The 20,968-nt window shown below is 66.6% G+C and carries 19 protein-coding genes; 5 read left to right on the top strand and 14 right to left on the bottom strand.

Going from position 1 to position 20,968, the window contains the following annotated elements:
* Positions 1-27: 27 nt before the first annotated feature.
* Positions 28-912 carry a branched-chain amino acid aminotransferase gene (locus AB3G45_RS12385; RefSeq protein WP_367830842.1) on the bottom strand — a complete coding sequence of 295 codons (885 nt, stop codon included), beginning with the start codon at positions 910-912 and terminating at the stop codon, positions 28-30.
* A 183-nt stretch (positions 913-1,095) separates the two neighbouring features.
* Between AB3G45_RS12385 and AB3G45_RS12380 the strand changes: the two genes are divergently transcribed.
* The 3 genes from AB3G45_RS12380 (at position 1,096) to tam (ending at position 3,652) form a co-directional block, all read left to right on the top strand.
* Positions 1,096-2,136: a zinc-dependent alcohol dehydrogenase family protein gene (locus tag AB3G45_RS12380; protein WP_367830841.1), complete on the top strand. Its 1,041-nt coding sequence runs from the start codon at positions 1,096-1,098 to the stop codon at positions 2,134-2,136.
* 80 nt (positions 2,137-2,216) lie between these two features.
* Positions 2,217-2,867 carry a haloacid dehalogenase type II gene (locus tag AB3G45_RS12375; protein ID WP_367830840.1) on the top strand — a complete coding sequence of 217 codons (651 nt, stop codon included), beginning with the start codon at positions 2,217-2,219 and terminating at the stop codon, positions 2,865-2,867.
* 11 nt (positions 2,868-2,878) lie between these two features.
* Positions 2,879-3,652 (top strand): trans-aconitate 2-methyltransferase, encoded by a 774-nt coding sequence (gene tam / locus AB3G45_RS12370; RefSeq protein WP_367830839.1) that lies wholly within the window; start codon positions 2,879-2,881, stop codon positions 3,650-3,652.
* On the opposite strand, the gene AB3G45_RS12365 is transcribed toward tam, so the two are convergent.
* The 7 genes from AB3G45_RS12365 to AB3G45_RS12335 form a co-directional block, all read right to left on the bottom strand.
* Complete coding sequence (locus AB3G45_RS12365; RefSeq protein WP_367830838.1) at positions 3,653-5,299, bottom strand: alpha/beta hydrolase; 1,647 nt, start codon at positions 5,297-5,299, stop codon at positions 3,653-3,655. It lies immediately after the preceding gene.
* A gap of 209 nt (positions 5,300-5,508) precedes the next feature.
* Complete coding sequence (gene rpoD, locus AB3G45_RS12360) at positions 5,509-7,563, bottom strand: RNA polymerase sigma factor RpoD (RefSeq protein WP_367830837.1); 2,055 nt, start codon at positions 7,561-7,563, stop codon at positions 5,509-5,511.
* A 421-nt stretch (positions 7,564-7,984) separates the two neighbouring features.
* Complete coding sequence (locus tag AB3G45_RS12355; protein ID WP_367830836.1) at positions 7,985-8,332, bottom strand: GFA family protein; 348 nt, start codon at positions 8,330-8,332, stop codon at positions 7,985-7,987.
* Positions 8,333-8,379: 47 nt separating this feature from the next.
* Positions 8,380-9,417: an L-threonine 3-dehydrogenase gene (gene tdh, locus AB3G45_RS12350; RefSeq protein ID WP_367830835.1), complete on the bottom strand. Its 1,038-nt coding sequence runs from the start codon at positions 9,415-9,417 to the stop codon at positions 8,380-8,382.
* 33 nt (positions 9,418-9,450) lie between these two features.
* Entirely contained in the window at positions 9,451-10,638 is a 1,188-nt protein-coding gene (locus AB3G45_RS12345; protein ID WP_367830834.1) for a glycine C-acetyltransferase, read from the bottom strand.
* Between the two features lie 37 nt (positions 10,639-10,675).
* Positions 10,676-11,131: a GFA family protein gene (locus AB3G45_RS12340; RefSeq protein WP_367830833.1), complete on the bottom strand. Its 456-nt coding sequence runs from the start codon at positions 11,129-11,131 to the stop codon at positions 10,676-10,678.
* Between the two features lie 78 nt (positions 11,132-11,209).
* Positions 11,210-11,650 (bottom strand): hypothetical protein, encoded by a 441-nt coding sequence (locus AB3G45_RS12335; RefSeq protein ID WP_367830832.1) that lies wholly within the window; start codon positions 11,648-11,650, stop codon positions 11,210-11,212.
* Between AB3G45_RS12335 and AB3G45_RS12330 the strand changes: the two genes are divergently transcribed.
* On the top strand, positions 11,649-12,419 hold the full coding sequence (locus tag AB3G45_RS12330) for an SDR family oxidoreductase (RefSeq protein WP_367830831.1): 771 nt from the start codon (positions 11,649-11,651) through the stop codon (positions 12,417-12,419). The two genes, AB3G45_RS12335 and AB3G45_RS12330, sit on opposite strands and share 2 nt — an antisense overlap.
* Before the next feature lie 9 nt (positions 12,420-12,428).
* On the opposite strand, the gene AB3G45_RS12325 is transcribed toward AB3G45_RS12330, so the two are convergent.
* The 5 genes from AB3G45_RS12325 to AB3G45_RS12305 form a co-directional block, all read right to left on the bottom strand.
* Positions 12,429-12,899 carry a VOC family protein gene (locus AB3G45_RS12325; protein ID WP_367830830.1) on the bottom strand — a complete coding sequence of 157 codons (471 nt, stop codon included), beginning with the start codon at positions 12,897-12,899 and terminating at the stop codon, positions 12,429-12,431.
* A 73-nt stretch (positions 12,900-12,972) separates the two neighbouring features.
* Complete coding sequence (gene recQ / locus AB3G45_RS12320; RefSeq protein WP_367830829.1) at positions 12,973-14,811, bottom strand: DNA helicase RecQ; 1,839 nt, start codon at positions 14,809-14,811, stop codon at positions 12,973-12,975.
* A gap of 72 nt (positions 14,812-14,883) precedes the next feature.
* Entirely contained in the window at positions 14,884-16,872 is a 1,989-nt protein-coding gene (dnaG, locus tag AB3G45_RS12315) for a DNA primase (protein ID WP_367830828.1), read from the bottom strand.
* A gap of 85 nt (positions 16,873-16,957) precedes the next feature.
* Positions 16,958-17,296, bottom strand: coding sequence for a hypothetical protein (locus AB3G45_RS12310; protein WP_367830827.1), 339 nt, complete (start codon positions 17,294-17,296; stop codon positions 16,958-16,960).
* 244 nt (positions 17,297-17,540) lie between these two features.
* Positions 17,541-17,990 carry a GatB/YqeY domain-containing protein gene (locus tag AB3G45_RS12305; protein WP_367830826.1) on the bottom strand — a complete coding sequence of 150 codons (450 nt, stop codon included), beginning with the start codon at positions 17,988-17,990 and terminating at the stop codon, positions 17,541-17,543.
* A gap of 324 nt (positions 17,991-18,314) precedes the next feature.
* On the opposite strand from AB3G45_RS12305, the gene carA reads away from it, so the two are divergent.
* Positions 18,315-19,523, top strand: coding sequence for a glutamine-hydrolyzing carbamoyl-phosphate synthase small subunit (gene carA, locus AB3G45_RS12300; RefSeq protein ID WP_367830825.1), 1,209 nt, complete (start codon positions 18,315-18,317; stop codon positions 19,521-19,523).
* 50 nt (positions 19,524-19,573) lie between these two features.
* Here the strand turns inward: carA and AB3G45_RS12295 are convergent, their stop codons facing one another.
* Positions 19,574-20,962, bottom strand: a complete 1,389-nt coding sequence (locus tag AB3G45_RS12295) for an MATE family efflux transporter (protein WP_367830824.1) — start codon at positions 20,960-20,962, stop codon at positions 19,574-19,576.
* Between the last annotated feature and the right edge of the window lie 6 nt (positions 20,963-20,968).

Genomic DNA, 20,968 nt, shown 5'->3' with positions numbered 1-20,968 from the left:
TGAAAGCCCCGGCGTTTTTGTTTGCCCTTACGCGTCGCCGTTGGAATGGGCCCAGTCGAAATAGAGGTCGCGCGCCTTGGCGGCGATCGGGCCGGGCTGGAGGTCGCGGCCGTCGAGGCGCGTCACCGGAACCACCTTGGAATAGTTGCCCGAGGTGAAGATCTCGTCCGCGCTCTCGAAATCGGCGACCGTCAGCGTCGTCTCGACCACCTCGAAACCGGCTTCCTTCAAAAGGCCGGTGACGCGGGTGCGCGTGATGCCGGCAAGGAAGGTGCGGTTGGCCGCCGGCGTGAAGACGACGCCGTCCTTGACCATGAAGATGTTGGACGAGGCGGTTTCCGCCACGTTGCCCAGCATGTCGCGCACCAGCGCATTGTCGAAGCCGCGCTTCCTGGCCTCCACCAGCATGCGGGCATTGTTGGGATAGAGACAGCCGGCCTTGGCGTCCGTCGGCATGCATTCCACCGTCGGGCGGCGGAAGGGCGAGAGGGTCAGCGAGGATGCGGCCTTCGGGTCGCCCATCGAGGCTTCGAACAGGCAGAGCGCAAAGCGGGTCGAGCCCGGATCCGGCGCGACCACGCTGGTCGGGGATCCGTGCTCGGCCCAGTACATCGGCTTGATGTAGATCGCCGTCTTGCCGTCGAACTTCTTGACGCCCTCCCAGGCGAGCACCTCGATCTCCTCGGCCGCAACGACCGCGCTGAGGCCCAGCGCCTCGGCGGACCGGTTGACGCGCTGGCAATGCAGGTCGAGGTCCGGCGCGATGCCGTCGAACCAGCGCGCGCCGTCGAAGACGGTCGAGCCGAGCCACATGGCGTGCGAGGTGGGGCCGATGAGCGGCGGGTTGCCTGAGACCCATTCGCCGTCCACGAAGGTCCAGGTCGTCGAGCGTGGTGAGGTATCGACTGGCATTTGCAAAACTCCTTTTCGCCCATCAAGGCCCGGTCGATCGGGCCGGTCAAGTCACAAATGCCTTCCGACAGCCGGCCGCGCTTGTCCATTCAAGATGTTGAATGGGTGCATCAGGCCTTATCATGGATGGTGCCGTTGAGGGCGTTCGAGGCGCATGCGATACAAGGCGGAAGGGAGATCATCATGCGCGCGATGTATTACGAGGCCTTCGGGGCAACACCCGAGATCCGCACCCTGCCCGACCCGACGCCGACGCCCGGCGGCGTGGTGATCAAGGTGGAGGCGACGGGGCTGTGCCGCTCCGACTGGCACGGCTGGATGGGTCACGACCCGGATATAAGCCTGCCGCATGTGCCGGGCCACGAGCTTGCCGGCAAGGTCGTGGCCGTTGGCGGGAACGTGCGTCGTTTCCGCGAGGGCGAGCGGGTGACGGTGCCCTTCGTCTCGGGCTGCGGCCATTGCGGCGAATGCCGCTCCGGCAATCAACAGGTCTGCGAGGAGCAGTTCCAGCCCGGTTTCACCCATTGGGGCTCCTTCGCCGAATATGTCGCCATCGATTTCGCCGACCACAATCTCGTGCACCTGCCGGAGGCGATCGACTATGCCACCGCCGCCAGCCTCGGCTGCCGCTTCGCCACCTCCTTCCGCGCCGTCGTCGACCAGGCGCGGGTGACGGGCGGCGAATGGGTGGCCGTGCACGGCTGCGGCGGGGTGGGGCTGTCCGCCGTCATGATCGCCGCCGCGCTCGGCGCCAAGCCCGTCGCCATCGACATTTCAGCCGAAAAGCTAGACTTCGCGCGCAAGATGGGTGCTGTCGCTGCCATCGATGCCCGCGCGGTCGCCGATGTCGCGGGGGCGGTGCGCGAGATCACCGGCGGCGGGGCACATGCCTCGATCGACGCGCTCGGCTCGCCCGTCACCTGCTTCAACTCGATAAAAAACCTGCGTCGGCGCGGGCGGCATGTACAAGTCGGCCTGATGCTCGCCGACCACGCGACGCCGCAGATCCCCATGGCCCAGGTCATCGGCCACGAGCTGGAAATCTACGGCAGCCACGGCATGCAGGCCTGGCGCTACGACGCCATGCTGGCGATGATCGAAAGCGGCAAGCTCGCCCCGCGGAGGCTGATCGGCCGGCATGTCAGCCTTGAGGAGGCCGTGCCCGCGCTGACTGCGATGGACAAGGCGACCGACCTCGGCATCAGCGTCATCACGCGGTTTTGAGAGGCATACGCCAAACGATTGACATTCAAACGCCGATGGCCGCCAATCGCCGTCGACAATGCCAGGAGGAATCGCCGCTCATGTCCCATGCCGCCTATGTCTTCGATGCCTATGGCACGCTGTTCGACGTGCATGCGGCGGTGCGCCGCCATGCGGGGGATGTCGGGCCGGACTACCAGCTCTTCTCCGAGATCTGGCGCGCCAAGCAGCTCGAATATTCCTGGACGCGGGCGCTGATGGGCGCCTATGCCGATTTCTGGCAGCTCACCGAGCAGGCGCTCGACTACACGTTCAAGCGCATCGGCGGCGTCGATCCGGCGTTGCGCCAGAAGCTGCTGGACGCCTACTGGAAGCTCGATTGCTATCCGGAAGTGCCGGCCGTGCTGAAGGCGCTGAAACAGCGCGGCGCGCATATCGCGATCCTGTCCAACGGCTCGCCCGCCATGCTGGCCTCGGCGGTGAAGAATGCCGCGCTCGACACCGTCATCGACGATATCTTCTCGGTCGATGCGCTGAAGACCTACAAGACCGCCCCCGCCGTCTACGATCTCGTGACGACGAACTACCGGCTCTATCCGAACGCCGTCTCCTTCCAGTCCTCCAACCGCTGGGATGTCGCGGGCGCGGCGAAGTTCGGCTTCCGCACCGTCTGGATCAACCGCAGCGACATGCCGGACGAGTATTTCGACCTCGGCCCCGCCCTGATCCTGCCGTCGCTCGATAGCCTCTGAACGGAGCCCGCATGGCCTGGTCCGCCGCGCAATACCTGAAATTCGAGGACGAACGCACCCGCCCTGCCCGCGACCTGCTGGCGCAGGTGCCGGCCGACCTCGTCGCCGGCACGGTCTACGACCTCGGCTGCGGGCCGGGAAACTCGACGGAACTGCTGGTGAAACGCTTTCCCGGCCGGGGCGTGCGCGGCGTGGACAATGCCGGCGACATGCTGAAGGCCGCGCGAAAACGCCTGCCGGGCGTCGATTTCGTCGAATGCGATCTTGCGAAATGGCGCCCGCACGAGCCGGCCGCCCTGCTCTTCGCCAATGCCGTCTTCCAGTGGCTGCCCGATCCGGCGGCGCTGATGGCGCGGCTGATGGACGGGCTGCGGCCCGGCGGCGTGCTGGCCGTGCAGATGCCGGACAACAGCAACGAGCCGTCCCATCTCCTGATGGAGGAAAGCGCCCTTGCCGGCCCCTGGCGGGACGCCTTTGCCGCGGGCACGCCGCGGCGCGGCCCGCTGCCCGCCCCGGCCGCCTTTCTCGACGCGCTCGGCCCGAAGGCCGCCCGCGTCGATGCCTGGCACACCGTCTACAACCATCCGATGGCCGATGCGGCCGCCATCGTCGACTGGGTGAAGGCGACCGGCCTGCGGCCCTATCTCGACCGCCTGCCCTCCGCGGAACGCGACGCCTTCCTCGCCGACTACGAGAACCGGATATCGGACGCCTATCCGCCGATGGCCGACGGGCGCCTGCTGCTGCGCTTCCCGCGGCTCTTCATCATCGCCGTCAGGGGCTGATCACCGCCCCGCGCGGAATTTCTGCTTGAGCCTTGCGATATCCGCCGCGTTCCAGTCCGTCGCGTCGGTCACTACGATCCACGGATCGATATAGTGTTCGCCGGCATAGACATGGCCAAGCCCCATCGGCGTCGTGGTCGCCATGGCCATGTCGAGCGTCAGTTGCAGGAAGGTGACGACGGGATACCATTCGAAATCCGGCGAAACATCCGGCCCGCGCGGCACGGTCATCCAGGCCGGCCGGCGGTAGACGGCATAGGGATCGTAGAAGGTGATGGGGTCGCTGGCATATTGCAGGTAGACGATGCGCATCGGCCCCCAATGGTCGCCCGCCGTTGGCAGCGCGTTCTTCTGGCTGGTGAAGCGCACATAGGAGCCGTCGCGGAAGCCCGGCAGCCAGGCGGGTGTTCCCGGATTGCGGTCCGCCGTCATCTTGCGCCAGATGCGGCTCGGGAAGGGCGGGCCGGCCCACAGCGCGCCCTGGTAGGGATCGCCGATCACCTCGAAGAGTTCGGCCGACTGTTCCGACGACAGCGCGCCGAGGCTGAGGCCGTAGAGATAGAGCTTCGGCCGCGTGTCCTTCGGCAGGCTCGTCCAGTGGCCGTAGACGGCGCGGAAGAGCGCCCGCGCAGCTTCCGCGCCATAGTCCGGCTCGGCGAGCAGCGAGAGCCAGCTTGCAAGGTAGGAATACTGGATGGCGACGCTGGCGATATCGCCATGGTGCAGGTACTCGACCGTGTCGATCCCCTCCGGGTCGATCCAGCCGGTGCCCGTCGGCATCACAATGACCAGCGTCGAGCGCTCGAAGCCGCCGACGCGGACGAGTTCGTCGAGCGCCACCTTGGCGCGCGCCTCCGGCGTCTCGGCGGCGTTGAGCCCGGCATAGACGCGCAGCGGCTCAAGAGCCGGCTTGCCGGTAAAGGCGGCGATATCCCTCGCCGTCGGCCCGCTCGCCACGAAGGACCGGCCCATGCGGCCAAGCGCGTCCCAGCGCACCAGCGAGGCGGCGCTGCCGGATTTTTTTGGATCGGAAGGCTCGGCGGTGTCGGGCTCGATCACCTGATCGAGCCGGCGGAAGGAGGAATCGGCCGTGTGCAGCACGAAGCGCACCAGAACGCCATCGGCCAGCGTCCAGAACAGCGTCGCGGCCAGCACCATGCCGATGACGGAGGAGAGCCGCCGCGGCGCCGCCCGGCGCGAGGTCCTGGCAAACAGCCGGGCGAGAAAGGCGAAAAGCCGCCCGAGGCCGAAGAGCAGGAGGAAGACGGCAAGCGCGATGAGCCCGACATAGACGGGATGCGCCGTCTTGATCGGCGGCAGGTGCATCAGCGTGCGGATGGAGTTCTGCCATTCGGCCGTCCGCCAGAGGAAGGTGAGCGCCACGACGCCGCAGAGGCCGCCGGCACCGGCCGAAAGCCAGAGGCGGACACGATCCTTCGGCTCCGGCAGTTCCAGCCAGAACCACAGCGCCGCAAGGGCGACGCCGAGCCCATAGCCGCACGCCATGGCGACACCCGAGAGAACGCCCTGCGTGACATAGGTGCGCGGCAGGAGGCTGGGCGTCAGCGAGGCGGCGAAAAGCAGCGTGCCGAGGACGAGGCCGGTCGCGGAAAAGGAGAGGAGCAGACGCCAGAACCATTCCCGCACGATCGACCGTTCCTCCGCTTGCACCGGCGCGAGCCTCGCATGCCGGCGGGGATGGCGCAACCGCGCGGCGGCGTGAAGGCCCCTCTTCTCCAAGCCGTCCTATAGCCCCTCGCCTATCCACGCCCGCAAGCAAAAAGCCCCGCGACCATTCGGATCGCGGGGCTCTGCATTCGTCGCACTGCCTCAGCTATCGAGGAACGTGCCTATTCTCAGCTATCCAGGAAGCTTCTGAGCTTCCTGGAGCGGCTCGGGTGCTTGAGCTTGCGCAGCGCCTTCGCCTCGATCTGGCGGATGCGTTCGCGCGTGACCGAGAACTGCTGGCCGACTTCTTCCAGCGTGTGGTCGGTGTTCATGCCGATGCCGAAGCGCATGCGCAGGACGCGTTCCTCGCGCGGCGTCAGCGAGGCGAGAACGCGCGTCGTCGTCTCGCGCAGGTTCGCCTGAATGGCGGCGTCGATCGGCAGCAGCGCGTTCTTGTCCTCGATGAAATCGCCGAGGTGGCTGTCTTCCTCGTCGCCGACCGGCGTTTCGAGCGAGATCGGCTCCTTGGCGATCTTCAGGACCTTGCGCACCTTTTCGAGCGGCATGGCGAGCTTCTCGGCCAGTTCCTCCGGCGTCGGCTCGCGGCCGATCTCGTGCAGCATCTGGCGCGAGGTGCGCACGATCTTGTTGATCGTCTCGATCATGTGCACCGGAATGCGGATCGTGCGGGCCTGGTCGGCGATCGAACGGGTGATCGCCTGCCGGATCCACCACGTCGCATAGGTGGAGAACTTGTAGCCGCGGCGATACTCGAACTTGTCCACCGCCTTCATCAGGCCGATATTGCCTTCCTGGATGAGATCGAGGAACTGCAGGCCGCGGTTGGTGTACTTCTTGGCGATCGAGATCACGAGGCGGAGGTTGGCTTCCACCATCTCCTTCTTGGCGATGCGCGCCTCGCGCTCGCCCTTCTGCACCATGTGCACGATGCGGCGGAATTCCGAGATGGAGATGCCGGTCTCGGTGGCCAGATTCTGGATCTCCTGGCGGATGTCGCGGATCGTCGTGTTCTCGCTGCGGGCGAACTCCTTCCAGCCGCGGGCGGCAAGGTTGGCGATCGACTTCATCCAGTTCGGATCGAGTTCCGCGCCGGAATACTGTTCGAGGAACGAGTCGCGCTTGACGCCGTAGCTCTCGGCAAGACGCAACAGCCGGCCCTCGTTCTGCACGAGGCGCTTGTTGATGTCGTAGAGCTGCTCGACGAGGCTATCGACGCGGTTCTGGTTGAGCGACAGCGACTTGACAGCCGTGATCAGCTCGTCCTTGAGCTCCTTGTAGCGGCGCTCCTGGGCGGGCGAGAGCGTGCCGGTCGCCTGCAGGCGGGCTTCCACCTGCTGGTCCTGCAGCTTGCGCAGCTTCTTGTAGGTCTCGGCGATCGTGTCGAGCGTTTCCATGACCTGCGGGCGCAGTTCCGCTTCCATGGCGGCGAGCGAGAGGTTCGATTCGTCGTCGTCCTCTTCCTCTTCCTCCGGAGGCATGCCGTCGCCGCCGACATTGGTGATGTCGTCGTCGTTGGCGGCGCGCGGCTTGCGGGTCTTTTCCTTCTCCTCGGCCGCCTTGCGGTCGGCCTCGATCTTCTCCGGCGACTGGAACTGCGGGGCAGCCTTCGCCTCAGGACCGGAATAGGTGGTCTCGAGGTCGATGATCTCGCGCAGCAGCGTCTGGCCCTCGTTGAGTTCATCCCGCCAGATGATGATGGCCTGGAACGTCAGCGGGCTCTCACAGAGGCCGGCGATCATCGTCTCGCGGCCGGCTTCGATGCGCTTGGCGATGGCGATCTCGCCCTCGCGCGACAGAAGCTCGACGGAGCCCATCTCGCGCAGATACATGCGCACGGGGTCGTCCGTGCGGTCGGTCGGCTCCTTCTTCTTGGCGGTCGCAAGCGCGGTGCCGCCGGAAGGGGCCAGTTCCCCGCCCTCGCTCTCGTTGTCGTCGTCGCCGCCGTCTTCCTCGCCGCCCTGGGCCGCCTCTTCGGCGTCCTCGTCCTCGATGACGTTGATGCCCATGTCGGAGAGCATGGCCATCGTGTCCTCGATCTGCTCCGAGGTGACTTCCTCGGAAGGCAGGACCGAATTCAGCTCGTCCATGGTGACATAGCCGCGCTTCTTGGCGGCCTTGATCATCTTCTTGACGGCATCATCGGAAAGATCGAGAAGTGGGCCGTCGGATGCGCCTTCGCGTTCGTTTTCGACTTCCTCGTTCTCTTTGACCTTTGTCGCCATTTATTTCGTCGCTTTCCTGAGCATCAGTTTCCAAGCGGTTAGGGGCTCGCAGTCGATCGCCTTCCGGCGTGCGTTGCCGCGATTCAGCGTCCCTGACCTAACGGATTGACAATTAAATCCCGATTAACCACCGCCCGGCCCTCGGGCATGTGGCGATGTTGCCGAAGCAACACAATTGACATGACTTCCCGATCCGCCGTACCCATTCCTTCTCAGCCAACAATGGTGATTCCCAGAATTTTCGGTTACGTCAAGCTTTTCCGGCAAAAAAGCCGGAAAAGGTTCCGATTCGGGTTCGCGGACAGGAAAGTCAGCGGATCCGGGTGATAGAGCCCACATGTAGGAGCCTTTCCTTAAAAGACAAGCCCCCCGATCCCCCGAGAGCGAACGCCTCGCTCCAACCGATTCGCCGCCGATACGATCAGAACGAACGGCCGTCGACCTTGGTGATGGCGAGCGCGTCCAGATCGACGGCCGGGATGCAGCGCAGGTTGACCGCCGCCATCCTGTTTCCTTTCGGGTCGGTTCCCTCGCCATAGGGCGCTATGCCGCATCTGGCACAGAAATGATGCTCGATGACGTGGCGGTTGAACATGTAGGTCGAGACGTTCTCCTGCGGCGTCGCCAGCACGAACTTCTCGCGCGGCACGAAGGCGAGCAGCGCGCCGCGCCGGCGGCACAGGGAACAGTTGCAGTCCAGCCCCGTATCGAAATCACCCTCCACCTTGAAGGCGATCGCGCCGCAGTGGCAGCTTCCCTCGTAGTTCATCGGTCGTTCTCCTCTTCCTGTTCTCCGGTCGTCTTTGCGCGCTCGCCTCAATGCCAGTCCATGACGACCTTGCCGGAATTACCCGAGCGCATCGCCTCGAAACCCTCGCGGAAATCGTCGATCCCGATGCGATGGGTGATGATCGGCGAAAGGTCGAGCCCGCCCTGCACGAAGGCGATCATCTTGTACCAGGTCTCGAACATCTCGCGGCCGTAGATGCCCTTCAGCGTCAGCATCTTGAAGATCACCTTGTTCCAGTCGATGCCGAACCCGTCCGGCGCGATGCCGAGGATGGCGATCTTGCCGCCGTTGTTCATCGTGTCGATCATCGAGCGGAAGGCCGGCGGCGCGCCGGACATTTCAAGGCCGACGTCGAAACCTTCGGTCATGCCGATCGCGGTCATGACCTCGGAAAGGTCCTCCTTCGAGGCGTCGACGACATGGTCGATGCCGACCTTGCGGGCAAGGTCGAGGCGGACGGGGTTGATATCCGTGATGACGACCTTTCGCGCGCCGGAGCGTTTCGCCACCATCGCGCCCATGATGCCGATCGGCCCGGCGCCGGTGACCAGCACGTCCTCGCCGACGAGGTCGAAGGACAGCGCCGTGTGGACGGCATTGCCGAACGGATCGAAGATCGCCGCCACCTCGTCGGGCACGTCGTCGGGGATCGGCACGACATTGTATTCGGGAATGCACACGAACTCGCCGAAGGAGCCCGGCCGGTTGACGCCGACGCCCTTGGTGTAATGACAGAGATGCCCGCGGCCGGCGCGGCAGTTGCGGCACTTGCCGCAGACGATGTGCCCCTCGCCGGAAACCCGCTCGCCGACACGGTACTTGGTGACGGCAGAGCCGACCTCGGCGATCTCGCCGACGAATTCATGGCCGACGACCATCGGCACGGGGATCGTCTTCTGCGCCCACTGGTCCCAGTTCCAGATATGCACGTCCGTGCCGCAGATCGCCGATTTCCTCACCCGGATCAGGACGTCATTCGGCCCGACCTGCGGCACCGGCACGCTCTCCATCCAGAGGCCGACTTCAGGTTTTGCTTTAACCAGCGCACGCATCATGTTCGACATGACGAAATCTCCGCAAGGGATTCAGACGATTCTCTAAATGACGCTGAGCTCGCGCCCGACCTCCGCAAAGACCGCGATCGCCTTGCGCACATCCGCCTCGCTGTGTGCCGCCGACATCTGGGTGCGGATACGGGCCTGGCCCTTCGGCACGACGGGGAAGGAAAAGCCGATGACGTAGACGCCCTTCGCCAGCATGCGGGCGGCCATCTCCTGCGCGAGGCTCGCATCGCCCAGCATGACCGGGATGATCGGATGCCCCTCGCCTGCAAGCGTGAAGCCGAGCTTCCTCATCTCGGCGCGGAAGAGATCGGCATTGGCATAGAGGCGCCGGCGCAGGTCATCGCCGTTGTCGATGAGGTCGAACACCTTGAGCGAGGCGGCGGCGATGACCGGCGCCAGCGTGTTGGAGAAGAGATAGGGCCGCGAGCGCTGGCGCAGCCACTCCACCACTTCCTTCCTCCCCGACGTATAGCCGCCGGACGCCCCGCCCAGCGCCTTGCCGAGCGTGCCGGTGACGATGTCCACCCGCCCCTCGACGCCGCAATGTTCGGCCGAGCCGCGGCCGTGTTTTCCCACGAAGCCGACGGCATGGCTGTCGTCGACCATGACCATAGCGCCGTATTTTTCCGCAAGGTCGCAGACGCCCCGGAGATTGGCGATGATGCCGTCCATCGAGAAGACGCCGTCGGTGGCGATCATCTTGAAGCGCGCGCCCTCCGCCTTCTTCAATTCCTCCTCCAGGCTCGCCATGTCGTTGTTGGCATAGCGGAAGCGCTTCGCCTTGGAGAGCCGCACGCCGTCGATGATCGAGGCGTGGTTCAGCGCGTCGGAGATGATCGCGTCCTCCTCCGACAGCAGCGTCTCGAAGAGGCCGCCATTGGCATCGAAGCAGGAGGAATAGAGGATGGTGTCCTCCAGCCCGAGGAAGGACGAGATGCGCGCCTCCAATTCCTTGTGCTCCTCCTGCGTGCCGCAGATGAAGCGCACCGAGGCCATGCCGTAGCCGTAGCGGTCGAGCGCCTGCTTGCCGGCCTCGGCCAGCTCCGCATTGTCGGCGAGGCCGAGATAGTTGTTCGCGCAGAAATTGAGAACGCGCGCTCCCGAGGTCACAGTGATCTCGCCGGCCTGCTTGGAGGTGATCACGCGCTCGGCCTTGTAGAGGCCGGCGGATTTCAGGCCATCGAGTTCGGATTTGAGATGGGTGATGAAGGCGGAGGTCATGGGCACGCACTCACGAAAAGGACGGAGGTTTCGGGGTTCAGGCCGCGCTCGCCGCATAGGCGCCGAGCAGCGTTTCATAATCCTCCATCGGCGGGAATTTTGCGTAGCTGTGCGCGGCGGGCGTGGTCGCCCAGGGGAGTTTTTCGCTGGCATAGGTCTCGATGAAGGGACTGTACCAGGCGGTGTCGTCGAGGAGCGTCGGGCGGATGTTGACGAAGAAATCGATCCCGGCCGGCCGGGTGAACATCCAGGTCATGCAATCCGGGCAGAAATGATGGCCGGCCTCCGCGCTCGCCCCGGCGATGACGGGCTCGCCCTCGATGACGGCAAAGCCCTCCGCCGGGATCGCTGCGCTCAGCGAATAGGCGCTGCCCGACATGCGCTGGCACCCGCTGCAATGGCAGGCCATGGTGAGCATCGGCGGCGCGCTGATGCGGATTTTCACCCGCCCGCAACGGCAGGCGCCGTCGAGCGGCAATTTCGGTCGCCCCATGGGCACGGCTCCCCTTCCGGTAAACGCCAGCGTGTCGTTTTGATCATGGTGCCGGCGAATTGCTCCACGACGATAGTTCTAGCGCAGCGGCAAGCGACGTAAAGGGTCGCCGCCGTTCTTTTCGCCGTTTCGGGGACGTTCGCAGGCGATCAGCAGGACCATCGGCCGGTTGCGTTCCACCTTCCATTCCGGATGGGCCGCAAGCTGCGCCTCGCTCGGCAGCCATTCCTCGACATGGCTGAGGACGAAGCCGGCTGTTGTCAGCGCATTCCGCGTCGTGCCGAGCGTGCGGTGATGCTTGACGACGCCCTTGGCGAGCCAGTCCGTCGTGCGCGGGCGATCATGTATTCCGAGAAGTCGAGGCCGAGCACGCTTTGCGCCCCCCGCCTCCGCCGCATGGCGCGCGAACCAGCCGAAACCGCAGCCGAGATCGACGATGCGCCTGCCCGCAAGCTCCGGCAGCAGGGTTGACAGCGGCGCCCTGCCCCTGTCCGGTGGCGGCACGAAAGGATGGGCCATGACGATATTGGACAGGTTTTCCCAGAAGGGCCGCGTGGCGCTGGTCACCGGCGGCGGCCGGGGGCTCGGCTTCGAGATCGCAAAAGCGCTGGCCGAGGCCGGCGGCCATGTGGTGGTGACGGGCCGCACGGCCGAAACGCTCGACAAGGCCGTCGAGAGGATCACGGCGGCCGGCGGCAGCGCCGCCGCGGCAACCTTCGACATTGCCGACCGGACCGCCCAGCGCGCCGTGCTCGCCGCGATCGAAGAGGCCCACGGCCGGCTCGACGTGCTCGTCAACAATGTCGGCGCCCGCGATCGCCGGCCGCTCGCCGAAATGGACGACGACGCCATCGATGAGTTGATCCGCACCGACCTTTCCGCCGCCGCCAGCCTTTCACGCGACGCCGCCGCGCTGATGACGCGCAACGGCCACGGGCGGCTGATCGCCGTCACCTCGATCGGCGGCCATGTGGCCATGCCGAACGACGGCATCTACCCCGCCGCCAAGCACGGCCTCACCGGCCTCATGCGCAGCATGGCCGTCGAATACGCGCCGCACGGCATCACCAGCAACGCCATCGCCCCCGGCTGGTTCGCCACAGAGACCAACGCGGCGCTCGCCGCCGACGAAGGGCTGATGCCCTTCGTGCGCCAGCGCATCCCCGTCCAGCGCTGGGCGCGCGCCGACGAGATCGCCGGCGCCGCCCTGTTCCTCGCCAGCGACGCGGCCTCCTTCGTCAACGGCCATGTGCTGGTGGTCGACGGCGGGATGACCGTGCGGATGTAGCGATACGACCTATCCCGCCGCAGCCGCCTCCAGCGGCGCGATGTCGAGCTTGACCATCTGGAGCATCGCCTCGGTGACGCGCTTGACCTTCGCCTGGTCCGGATCGCTCATCAATTCGCCGAGCCGCGTCGGCGCGATCTGCCAGGAGAGGCCCCAGCGGTCCCTCAGCCAGCCGCACTGTTCCACCGAGCCGCCGGCGCGCAGCGCGTCCCACAGCCGGTCGAGGTCGCCCTGCGTCTCGCATTCGACCATGATGGAGAAGCTGTGGTTGAACGGATCGAGCGGACCGGCCTCGATCGCCATGTAGCGCTGGTCGCCGAGGGTGAAGCTGGCGATCTTCACGCTGCCCGGCGGGCCGCTCGGGCTTTCGGCCGGCAGCGACGAGACCCAGTGGACCGAGGAGCCGGGAACGAGCGACGTGTAGAAGCCGATGGCGGCCTCCATGTCCTTTTCGAACCAGAGATTCTGCGTAACCTTCATCGAAGCGTCCTCCTTGCCTGAATGCACACAAGGACGAACGGGAACGAAACGTTCCGACGTCGGCGACAAAAAATCAGCCGCTGAACTCGTCGATGACGGCAAGGAAGGCATCGCCGAACCGGTCGCGCTTGGAAACGCCGATGCCGGGGATATCGAGCAGATCCTCCCGGTCGCGCGGGCGCGCCTTGGCAAGCGCGATCAGCGTCGTGTCCGGGAAGACGACATAGGGCGGCACGTCGAGGTCCTTGGCGATGGACAGCCGCTCGGCGCGCAGCAGTTCGAAAAGCTCGCGGTCGGAGCCCGCAAGGTTGGAGCGCTCGCGCGCGGCGGGCGAACCGCCGGCCTTGCCCTTGCGCCCCGCCGTCGGGCGGTCCTTGCGCAGGAGCACCTGCCGCTCGTGGCGGAAGACGGCGCGCGCCTCCGGCTCCAGCTTCAGCGCGCCATAGGCGGCATGGTCGACGCTGATGAGGCCGGCCGCCAGGAGCTGCCGGAAGATCGACTGCCAGACACGGCCGGCAATGTCCTTGCCCGCGCCGAAGACCGGCATCTCCGTATGGCCGAAGCGCTCCGTCTTCTCGTTGACCGCGCCCACCAGCACGTCGATGAGATGGGCGGCGCCGAAGCGCTCGCCGGTGCGGTAGACGGCGGCCAGCGCCTTGATCGCCGCCTCGGTGCCGTCCCAGGTCTCGACCGGATTGCGGCAGGTGTCGCAATTGCCGCAATGGCCGGAATGGCCTTCGCCGAAATGCGCGAGGATGGCCTTGCGCCGGCAGCCGGCCGTTTCGCAGATGGCGAGCAGCGCCGTCAGCTTGGCGCGCTCGATACGCTTGATCTCCTCGGCCGCCCCGCCCTCGTCGATCATCTTGCGGCGCTGCACCACGTCGGCCATGCCATAGGCCATCCAGACCTCGGACGGCAGGCCGTCACGGCCCGCGCGGCCCGTCTCCTGGTAATAGGCCTCCACCGAACCCGGCAGGTCGAGATGGGCGACATAGCGCACGTCCGGCTTGTCGATGCCCATGCCGAAGGCGACCGTCGCGACGAGGCAGAGGTTCTCCTCCTTCAGGAAGGCATCCTGGTTGGCGTCGCGCACCGCGCGCTCGAAGCCGGCATGGTAGGGCAGCGCGCGGACCCCTTGCGCGTTCAGCCAGTCGGCCGTGTCCTCCACCTTGGCACGCGACAGGCAGTAGACGATGCCGCTCTCGCCCTGGTGGCGCGAGAGGAAACGCAGCAATTGCTGGCGCGCCTGGTCGCGCTCGGCGATCTCGTAGGAAATGTTCGGCCGGTCGAAGCTGGTGGTGAAGACCGCCGCATCCTGGAGGCCGAGGCGCTCGATGATGTCGCCGCGGGTGTGCGGATCGGCCGTCGCCGTCAGCGCGACGCGCGGCACGCCGGGATAGCGCTCGCCGAGGACGCCGAGCGCCCGGTACTCCGGCCGGAAATCATGGCCCCATTGCGAGACGCAATGCGCCTCGTCGATGGCGAAGAGCGCAATGCGCGCGTCGGCGACGAGCTCGGCGAAACCCTCCGTGACGATGCGCTCGGGCGTGACGTAGAGGAGATCGAGCGCGCCGGCGCGCATGGCATCGCGCACGGCGAAGAATTCCTCGCGCGTCAGCGAGGAATTCAGCGCGGCAGCCCTGACGCCGAGCTGCTTCAGCGCCTCCACCTGGTCGCGCATCAGCGCGATCAGCGGCGAGATGACGATGCCGACGCCGTCGCGGCAGAGCGCGGGGATCTGGAAGCAGACCGACTTGCCGGCGCCGGTCGGGAACAAGACCACGGCATCGCCGCCGCCCACCACATGCTCGATTACCGCCTGCTGCTTGCCGCGAAAGGCATCGTAGCCGTAGACGCGCTTGAGCACGTCGAGCGGCGATGGGCGGGATTTCGTTGCAGGCGTATCGAACATGCGAATCCGTTTTCGTTTGCCGCGACTATGGCGTCGGGACGGGAGAGAGGCAACCCGGGAGCCTTACGCCCTCTACCTCCCCGCCGGCCCCTTCACGCGGCCGGAGAGCACGCCGAACCCCTCGATGATGGCCTCCTGGTTCTCCAGACGCACGGTCTCCATCTGCACCTCCTGCAGCGCGCGCAGGATCTGGGGAACGCGCTCGCCGTCGCCCTCTTCGGTCGCCACGGCAAGTTCGCGCTCCAGCTCGCGGCGCTGCCAGAGCAGGGCGCGGGTGCGCTTGTGCAGGGCGAGCGCCTGGAGGAAGCCCTCGCGGGCATCCTCGGGCGCGGCCTCCGACGTCGCGGTCCACAGGCGGGAATTGCGGATCTGCTGGTCGAGCCCGCGCAGCAGCGTGTCGAAGCCGGCCGCCTCAAGCTCCTCGACCAGCCGGTCGCGCTCCAGCTTCGCGCCGACGGAGCCGGCAATGCCGAGCAGCGCGGACCAGAGTCGCTGCAGGTCGCGGTTCTCGTATTCGATGATGGCGATCTCGTCGTAATCGCTGAAGAACAGGCCCGGATGGTTGACGACGGTGAGCGCCAGCACGCTCTCGCGCAGCGCCGGCAGCTCCTGCGCGCCGCGCACCAGCGCCGAACGCGCCAGCCGGTCTGAAATGCCGGAGGAGACGGCCATGCCCTGCGGCGCGCCGCGCCCGCCGCCCCGTGCCTGCCGGTTGCCGGAAAAGCCACCGCCGCCCTGCCGCTGCGCGGGGCGGAAGAAGGCGTTCAGCCGGTCGCGCATGTTCTGCTGGTAGTGGCGGCGCACGTCCTCATCGGCGATCACGCCCGTGACCTGGCGCAGGCGCGCCTCCAGCGCCGCCCGGCTTTCCGGCGTCTCGAAACTCACACCCTGCACCTCGCGGTTCCAGATCATCTCGGCGAGCGGCCGGGCGCTCGCCATCACCTTGTCGAAGGGCGCGCGGCCCTCGTGGCGCACGAGATCGTCCGGGTCCTTGCCGTCGGGCAGAAGGGCGAAGCGCACGGTGCGCTCCGGCTTGATGAAGGGCAGCGCGAGGTCGGCGGCGCGGTTCGCCGCGCGAATGCCCGCCCCGTCGCCGTCGAAGCAGAGCACCGGCTCCGGCGTCATCTTCCACAGGAGTTCGAGCTGGTTCTCGGTGAGCGCGGTACCGAGCGGCGCGACGGCATTCTCGATGCCGGCCTGGTGGAGCGCGATCACGTCCATGTAGCCTTCGACGGCGATCACCGTGCCGGCGGTCTTCTCGTCCTGACCGGCACGCCCCGCCCCCTGCGCGGCCTTGCGAGCGCGGGCGTGGTTATAGAGCACGTTGCCCTTGTGGAAGAGCTCGGTCTCGTTGGAGTTGAGGTATTTGGCCGGCGCATCCGGCGACATGGCGCGCCCGCCGAAGGCGATGACCTTCTCGCGCACCGAGAGGATCGGGAACATGATGCGGTCGCGGAAGCGGTCGTAGGAAACGGGGATGTCCGGTCCGTGCACGACGAGGCCGCAGGCCTCGATCGCCTCCTTCGGCACGCCCCTGCCGGCAAGGAACTCCTTAAGCGCATTGCGGCTTTCCGGCGCGTAGCCGAGCCGGAAGGTCTCGATGGTGCGGCCCGTCAGCCCGCGGTCGCGCAGATAGGCGCGCGCCTTCGCGCCGGCCGGCGTCTGGAGCTGGTCCTCGAAGAAGCGGGCGGCCATGTCCATGATCTCGACGAGGCCGGTGCGCTCCTTCTCGCGCTGCTCGGCCTCGCGATCCGGCTGCGGCATGGCGACGCCCGCCATGTCGGCGATCTGCTGCACCGCCTCAGGGAAGGACAGGCCGTCGAGATCGGTGAGAAAACGGAAATGATCGCCGGAGACGCCGCAACCAAAGCAATGGTAGCGGCCCTTGCGGTCCTCGCAGTGGAAGCTCGGCGACTTCTCGCCATGGAACGGGCAGCAGGCCCAGTAGTCGCCGCGCGACACGTTGGTCTTGCGGCGGTCCCACGTCACGCGTTTGCCGATCACCTCCGAAATGGAGACGCGGTCGCGGATCTCGTCTAGGAAGGCATTGGAAAAGCGCATGGGTCCCTCGGTCGGGGTCCATATAACCATGCGCAGCGCCCACCGCCAGCGATAGTCGCCCGCCCACAGCAATTCACAGGGCGCGTCAGAACCCCATGTCCGGCGCGTAGAAGCAGCGCGGCGTGTCCTCGGTCGGGTAGAGACAGAGGTGGTACTCGCCGTCCTGCGAGCGGCGCGTCATGTCCTGCGGCATGAGGAAGATGTGGCTGCGGGTGGCGAGACGGTGGTCGCCGGGCGCCAGCGTCACCCGATACCCGCCCGCGATGATGCGCACGGTCGTCGCCGGGATCATCTGGCAGTCGCCGTTATGGCTGTTGCCGTTGCAGCAGAAGGCCTCGTAGTGCCAGCCGCTTGCCGCGTCATGCGCAAGGCCCTGCCCCGCAAGAAGGAGCGGCGCAAGGGGAAGAAGGAACGTAAGGCGCATCGGCTCGGCCTCCCTTGGGCGGCCGCCGGGCATCAACGCAACACATATCCGGCGGCATCGCATGCACTTCGCCGGGGCGAGCCGATGGGCGATGACCGCCGCATCGTCGGGCTCCTGTCGGGCGGTACAACGGCATTCGGCGCGTTTGGTTCCGAACGCTGCACGGAATACGTGCGCGGGAAAACGCCACGCCAAACGAAAAGGGGCGGCCGAAGCCGCCCCGTCCCGTACAGGCCGCTGCGGCCTATTTCAGGAGGTCCTTCACCACGCCGGAGGCCTTGGCGAAATCCATCTGGCCGGGATAGCGCTCCTTGAGCACGGCCATGACCTTGCCCATGTCGCGCAGGCCCTGCGCGCCGATCTCGGCGATGGCGGCGGCGATGAGGGTCTTCATCTCGTCCTCGGAGATCTGCTCGGGCAGGAAGCCCTCGATGACCTTGATTTCCTCGCGCTCCTGCGCGGCAAGCTCCGGCCGGCCGTTCTCAGAGAAAATCTTGGCCGATTCCTCGCGCTGCTTGATCATCTTGGCGAGGATCTGCAGCAGTTCGTCGTTCTCGACCGGCCCCTTGCCGACACCGCGGTTGGCGATGTCGCAGTCCTTCAGCTTGGCCTGGATCAGGCGCAGCGTGGAGACACGGCAGGCATCCTTGGCCTTGAGTGCATCCTTGAGGGCATTTGCGATCGTATCGCGCATCATTTTCTCCATTGGAAGCCGCCGGCACCGGATGCACGGCTCGGGCTTCGATCGTCGTTCGATTGTGCATGCTCATAGACCGGCAGAGGGCCTGCCGGCAAACGGATTGCGCAAGCAATTGAATCTCAACGCTTTATATTTCGACGCAATCCACAGGCAACGGTTGACCCCGCCATCCGCTTTGTCTATTTTCCGACACCTGCACGAAAATCGGCAATCAGGGCGAACCAACGCGGGTTTTTCGCGCGCCTTTGCCTGCGCTCTTAAATGGTGCTCGGCGCCCTGGCTTTCAAGCCGGCGCCCGGCGCCGGAAACGGGATACTCATGACCTCCACCCCCGCATGGACCACCGAAAAGCCGACCGCCCTCATCGTTCTTGCCGACGGCACGGTCATCGAAGGCAAGGGCATCGGCGCCACCGGCAAGGTGACCGCCGAAGTCTGCTTCAACACGGCGCTGACGGGCTACCAGGAAATCCTCACCGACCCGTCCTATCTCGGCCAGATCGTCACCTTCACCTTCCCGCATATCGGCAATGTCGGCGCCAATGACGAGGACATCGAGGACCTGACGCCCGCCGCCCGCCACGGCGCCGTCGGCACGATCTTCAAGGCCGATATCACCGAGCCGTCCAACTACCGCGCAGCACAGCACCTCGACGGCTGGCTGAAGGCCCGCGGCATCATCGGCCTTTCGGGCATCGACACGCGCGCGCTGACCGCCTGGATCCGCGAGAACGGCGCACCGAACGCCGTCATCGCCCACGACCCGAACGGCGTCTTCGACATCGAGGCGCTGAAGGCGGAAGCGAAGGCCTGGAGCGGCCTCGTCGGCCTCGACCTCGCCAAGGTCGCCTCCTCCGGCCAGTCCTCGCGCTGGGGCGAGAAGCCCTGGGTCTGGAACGAAGGCCACGGGACCCTTGCCGAGAGCGACGCGAAGTACCACATCGTCGCGCTCGACTACGGCGTCAAGCGCAACATCCTGCGCCTCTTCACCGGCCTCGGCTGCAAGGTCACCGTCATGCCGGCGACCTCGAGCGCCGAGGACGTGCTCGCCCAGAAGCCGGACGGCATCTTCCTCTCCAACGGCCCGGGGGACCCGGCGGCGACCGGCGCATACGCCGTGCCGGTCATCAGGGCGCTGATCGACAGCGGCATCCCGATCTTCGGCATCTGCCTCGGCCACCAGATGCTGGGCCTTGCCGTCGGCGCCACGACCGAGAAGATGCACCAGGGCCACCACGGCGCGAACCACCCGGTGAAGGACCACACGACCGGCAAGGTGGAGATCGTCTCTATGAACCACGGCTTCGCCGTCGCCTCCGCCTCCCTGCCGAACGGCGTGGAGGAAACCCACGTCTCGCTGTTCGACGGCACGAATTGCGGCCTGCGCCTTGCCGGCAAGCCGGTCTTCTCCGTCCAGCACCATCCGGAGGCCTCGCCGGGCCCGCAGGACAGCCACTACCTCTTCCGCCGCTTCATCAACCTGGTGCGCGAGAAGAAGGGCGAAGCGGCCATCCCCGAACGGGCCTGAGCCGCCCCCACAGACAAAAGCCCCGGACGGTGTCCGGGGCTTTTGTCGTTTCAGAGGGGCCGCGCGGCGGGCATGCCCCGCGTCACCAGCCGGTAGAAGCGCCAGTTGAGCAGGACGGAGGCGGCCGACAGGCCGCAGAGGAAGCCGAACCAGACGCCGATGCCGCCGAAGCCGGCCGGGAAGGCGAAGAACCAGGCGGCCAGGAAGCCGATCGGCCAGTAGGAGATGAGCGCCAGGATCATCGGGATGCGCGTGTCCTTCAGCCCGCGCAGCAGGCCGGCGGCGATCGCCTGCAGGCCGTCGACGAGCTGGAAGATGCCGGCGATCACCACGAAGGGGCCGGCAATGGCCAGCACCGCGGCCGAATCCTTGCCCGCCTTGTCGAGGAAGATCGAGGCGAGCGCCGTGGGGATGGCGGCGAAGAGCACGCCTCCGCTGACGGCGATGACCGCCGCGACCGCCAGCACCGCCCAGGAGGCGCGCACCACGCCGAGATGATCGCCCTGGCCATGCGCCACGCCGACGCGCACCGTGCCGGCCTGGGCTAGGCCGAGCGGCACCATGAAGGCGATGGAGGCGAGCTGGAGGGCGATGCCGTGCGCCGCCAGTTCCAGCGTGCCGATATTGCCCATCAGCAGCGAGGCGCCGCTGAAGAGGCTGACCTCGGCCAGCATGGTCAGGCCGATCGGCAGGCCGAGATAGAGAACCTCGCGGAAGGCCAGCCAGTCCGGCCGCCAGAAGCGCACGAAGAGCTCGTAGCGCCGCATTTCGGCGCGCGACTGGATATAGGCCGTCAGGAGCAGGAAGCTCAGCAGGTTGACGCCGAACGAGACGATGGCCGCCCCCTCGATGCCCATGGCCGGAAAGCCGAAATGGCCGAGCACCAGCGCATAGGCGAAGAAGGCGTTGACCGTCAGGATGACGATCGTGACGTAGAGCACGATGCCGGCCCGGCCGTGCGCGCTGACGAGCCCGCGCAGCGTCATGAAGAGCAGCCCCGGCGCCATGCCCCACTGGGCGATCTTCAGGTAGCTGCCGGCCAGCGCCGCCACGTCCGGCTTCTGGCCGGCAAAGAGCAGGATGTTCTCCGCATTGTAGAAGAGCGGGATCATCAGCACGGAATAGAGCAGCACCACCCACATGCCCATGCGCACGGCGCGCCGCACGGAGACCGGGTCGCCGCGGCCATAGGCCTGCGCCACCATGGGCATCACCGCATTGGCAAAGCCGGAGCCGAGGATGAAGATGGTGAAGAAGAACGAGCTCGACAGCACGATGGCCGCCAGATGCGCGGCGCCGAGGCGGCCGAGGATGACCACGTCCGTCGTGTGAATGCCGAGCTGGGCGAGCTGCGCGCCGATCAACGGTACGCCGAGGGCGAAGGTCGCGCGGAAATGCGCGCCCCAGCCATTGTCCCCGCGGTGCGGTGCCATGTGCATGATAGT

This window comes from Shinella sp. S4-D37 (assembly GCF_040812195.1).
Classification (GTDB): Bacteria; Pseudomonadota; Alphaproteobacteria; order Rhizobiales; family Rhizobiaceae; genus Shinella.
The sequence above is the reverse complement of the archived record's forward strand: the minus strand, read 5'-3'. Positions and strand labels throughout refer to the sequence as shown.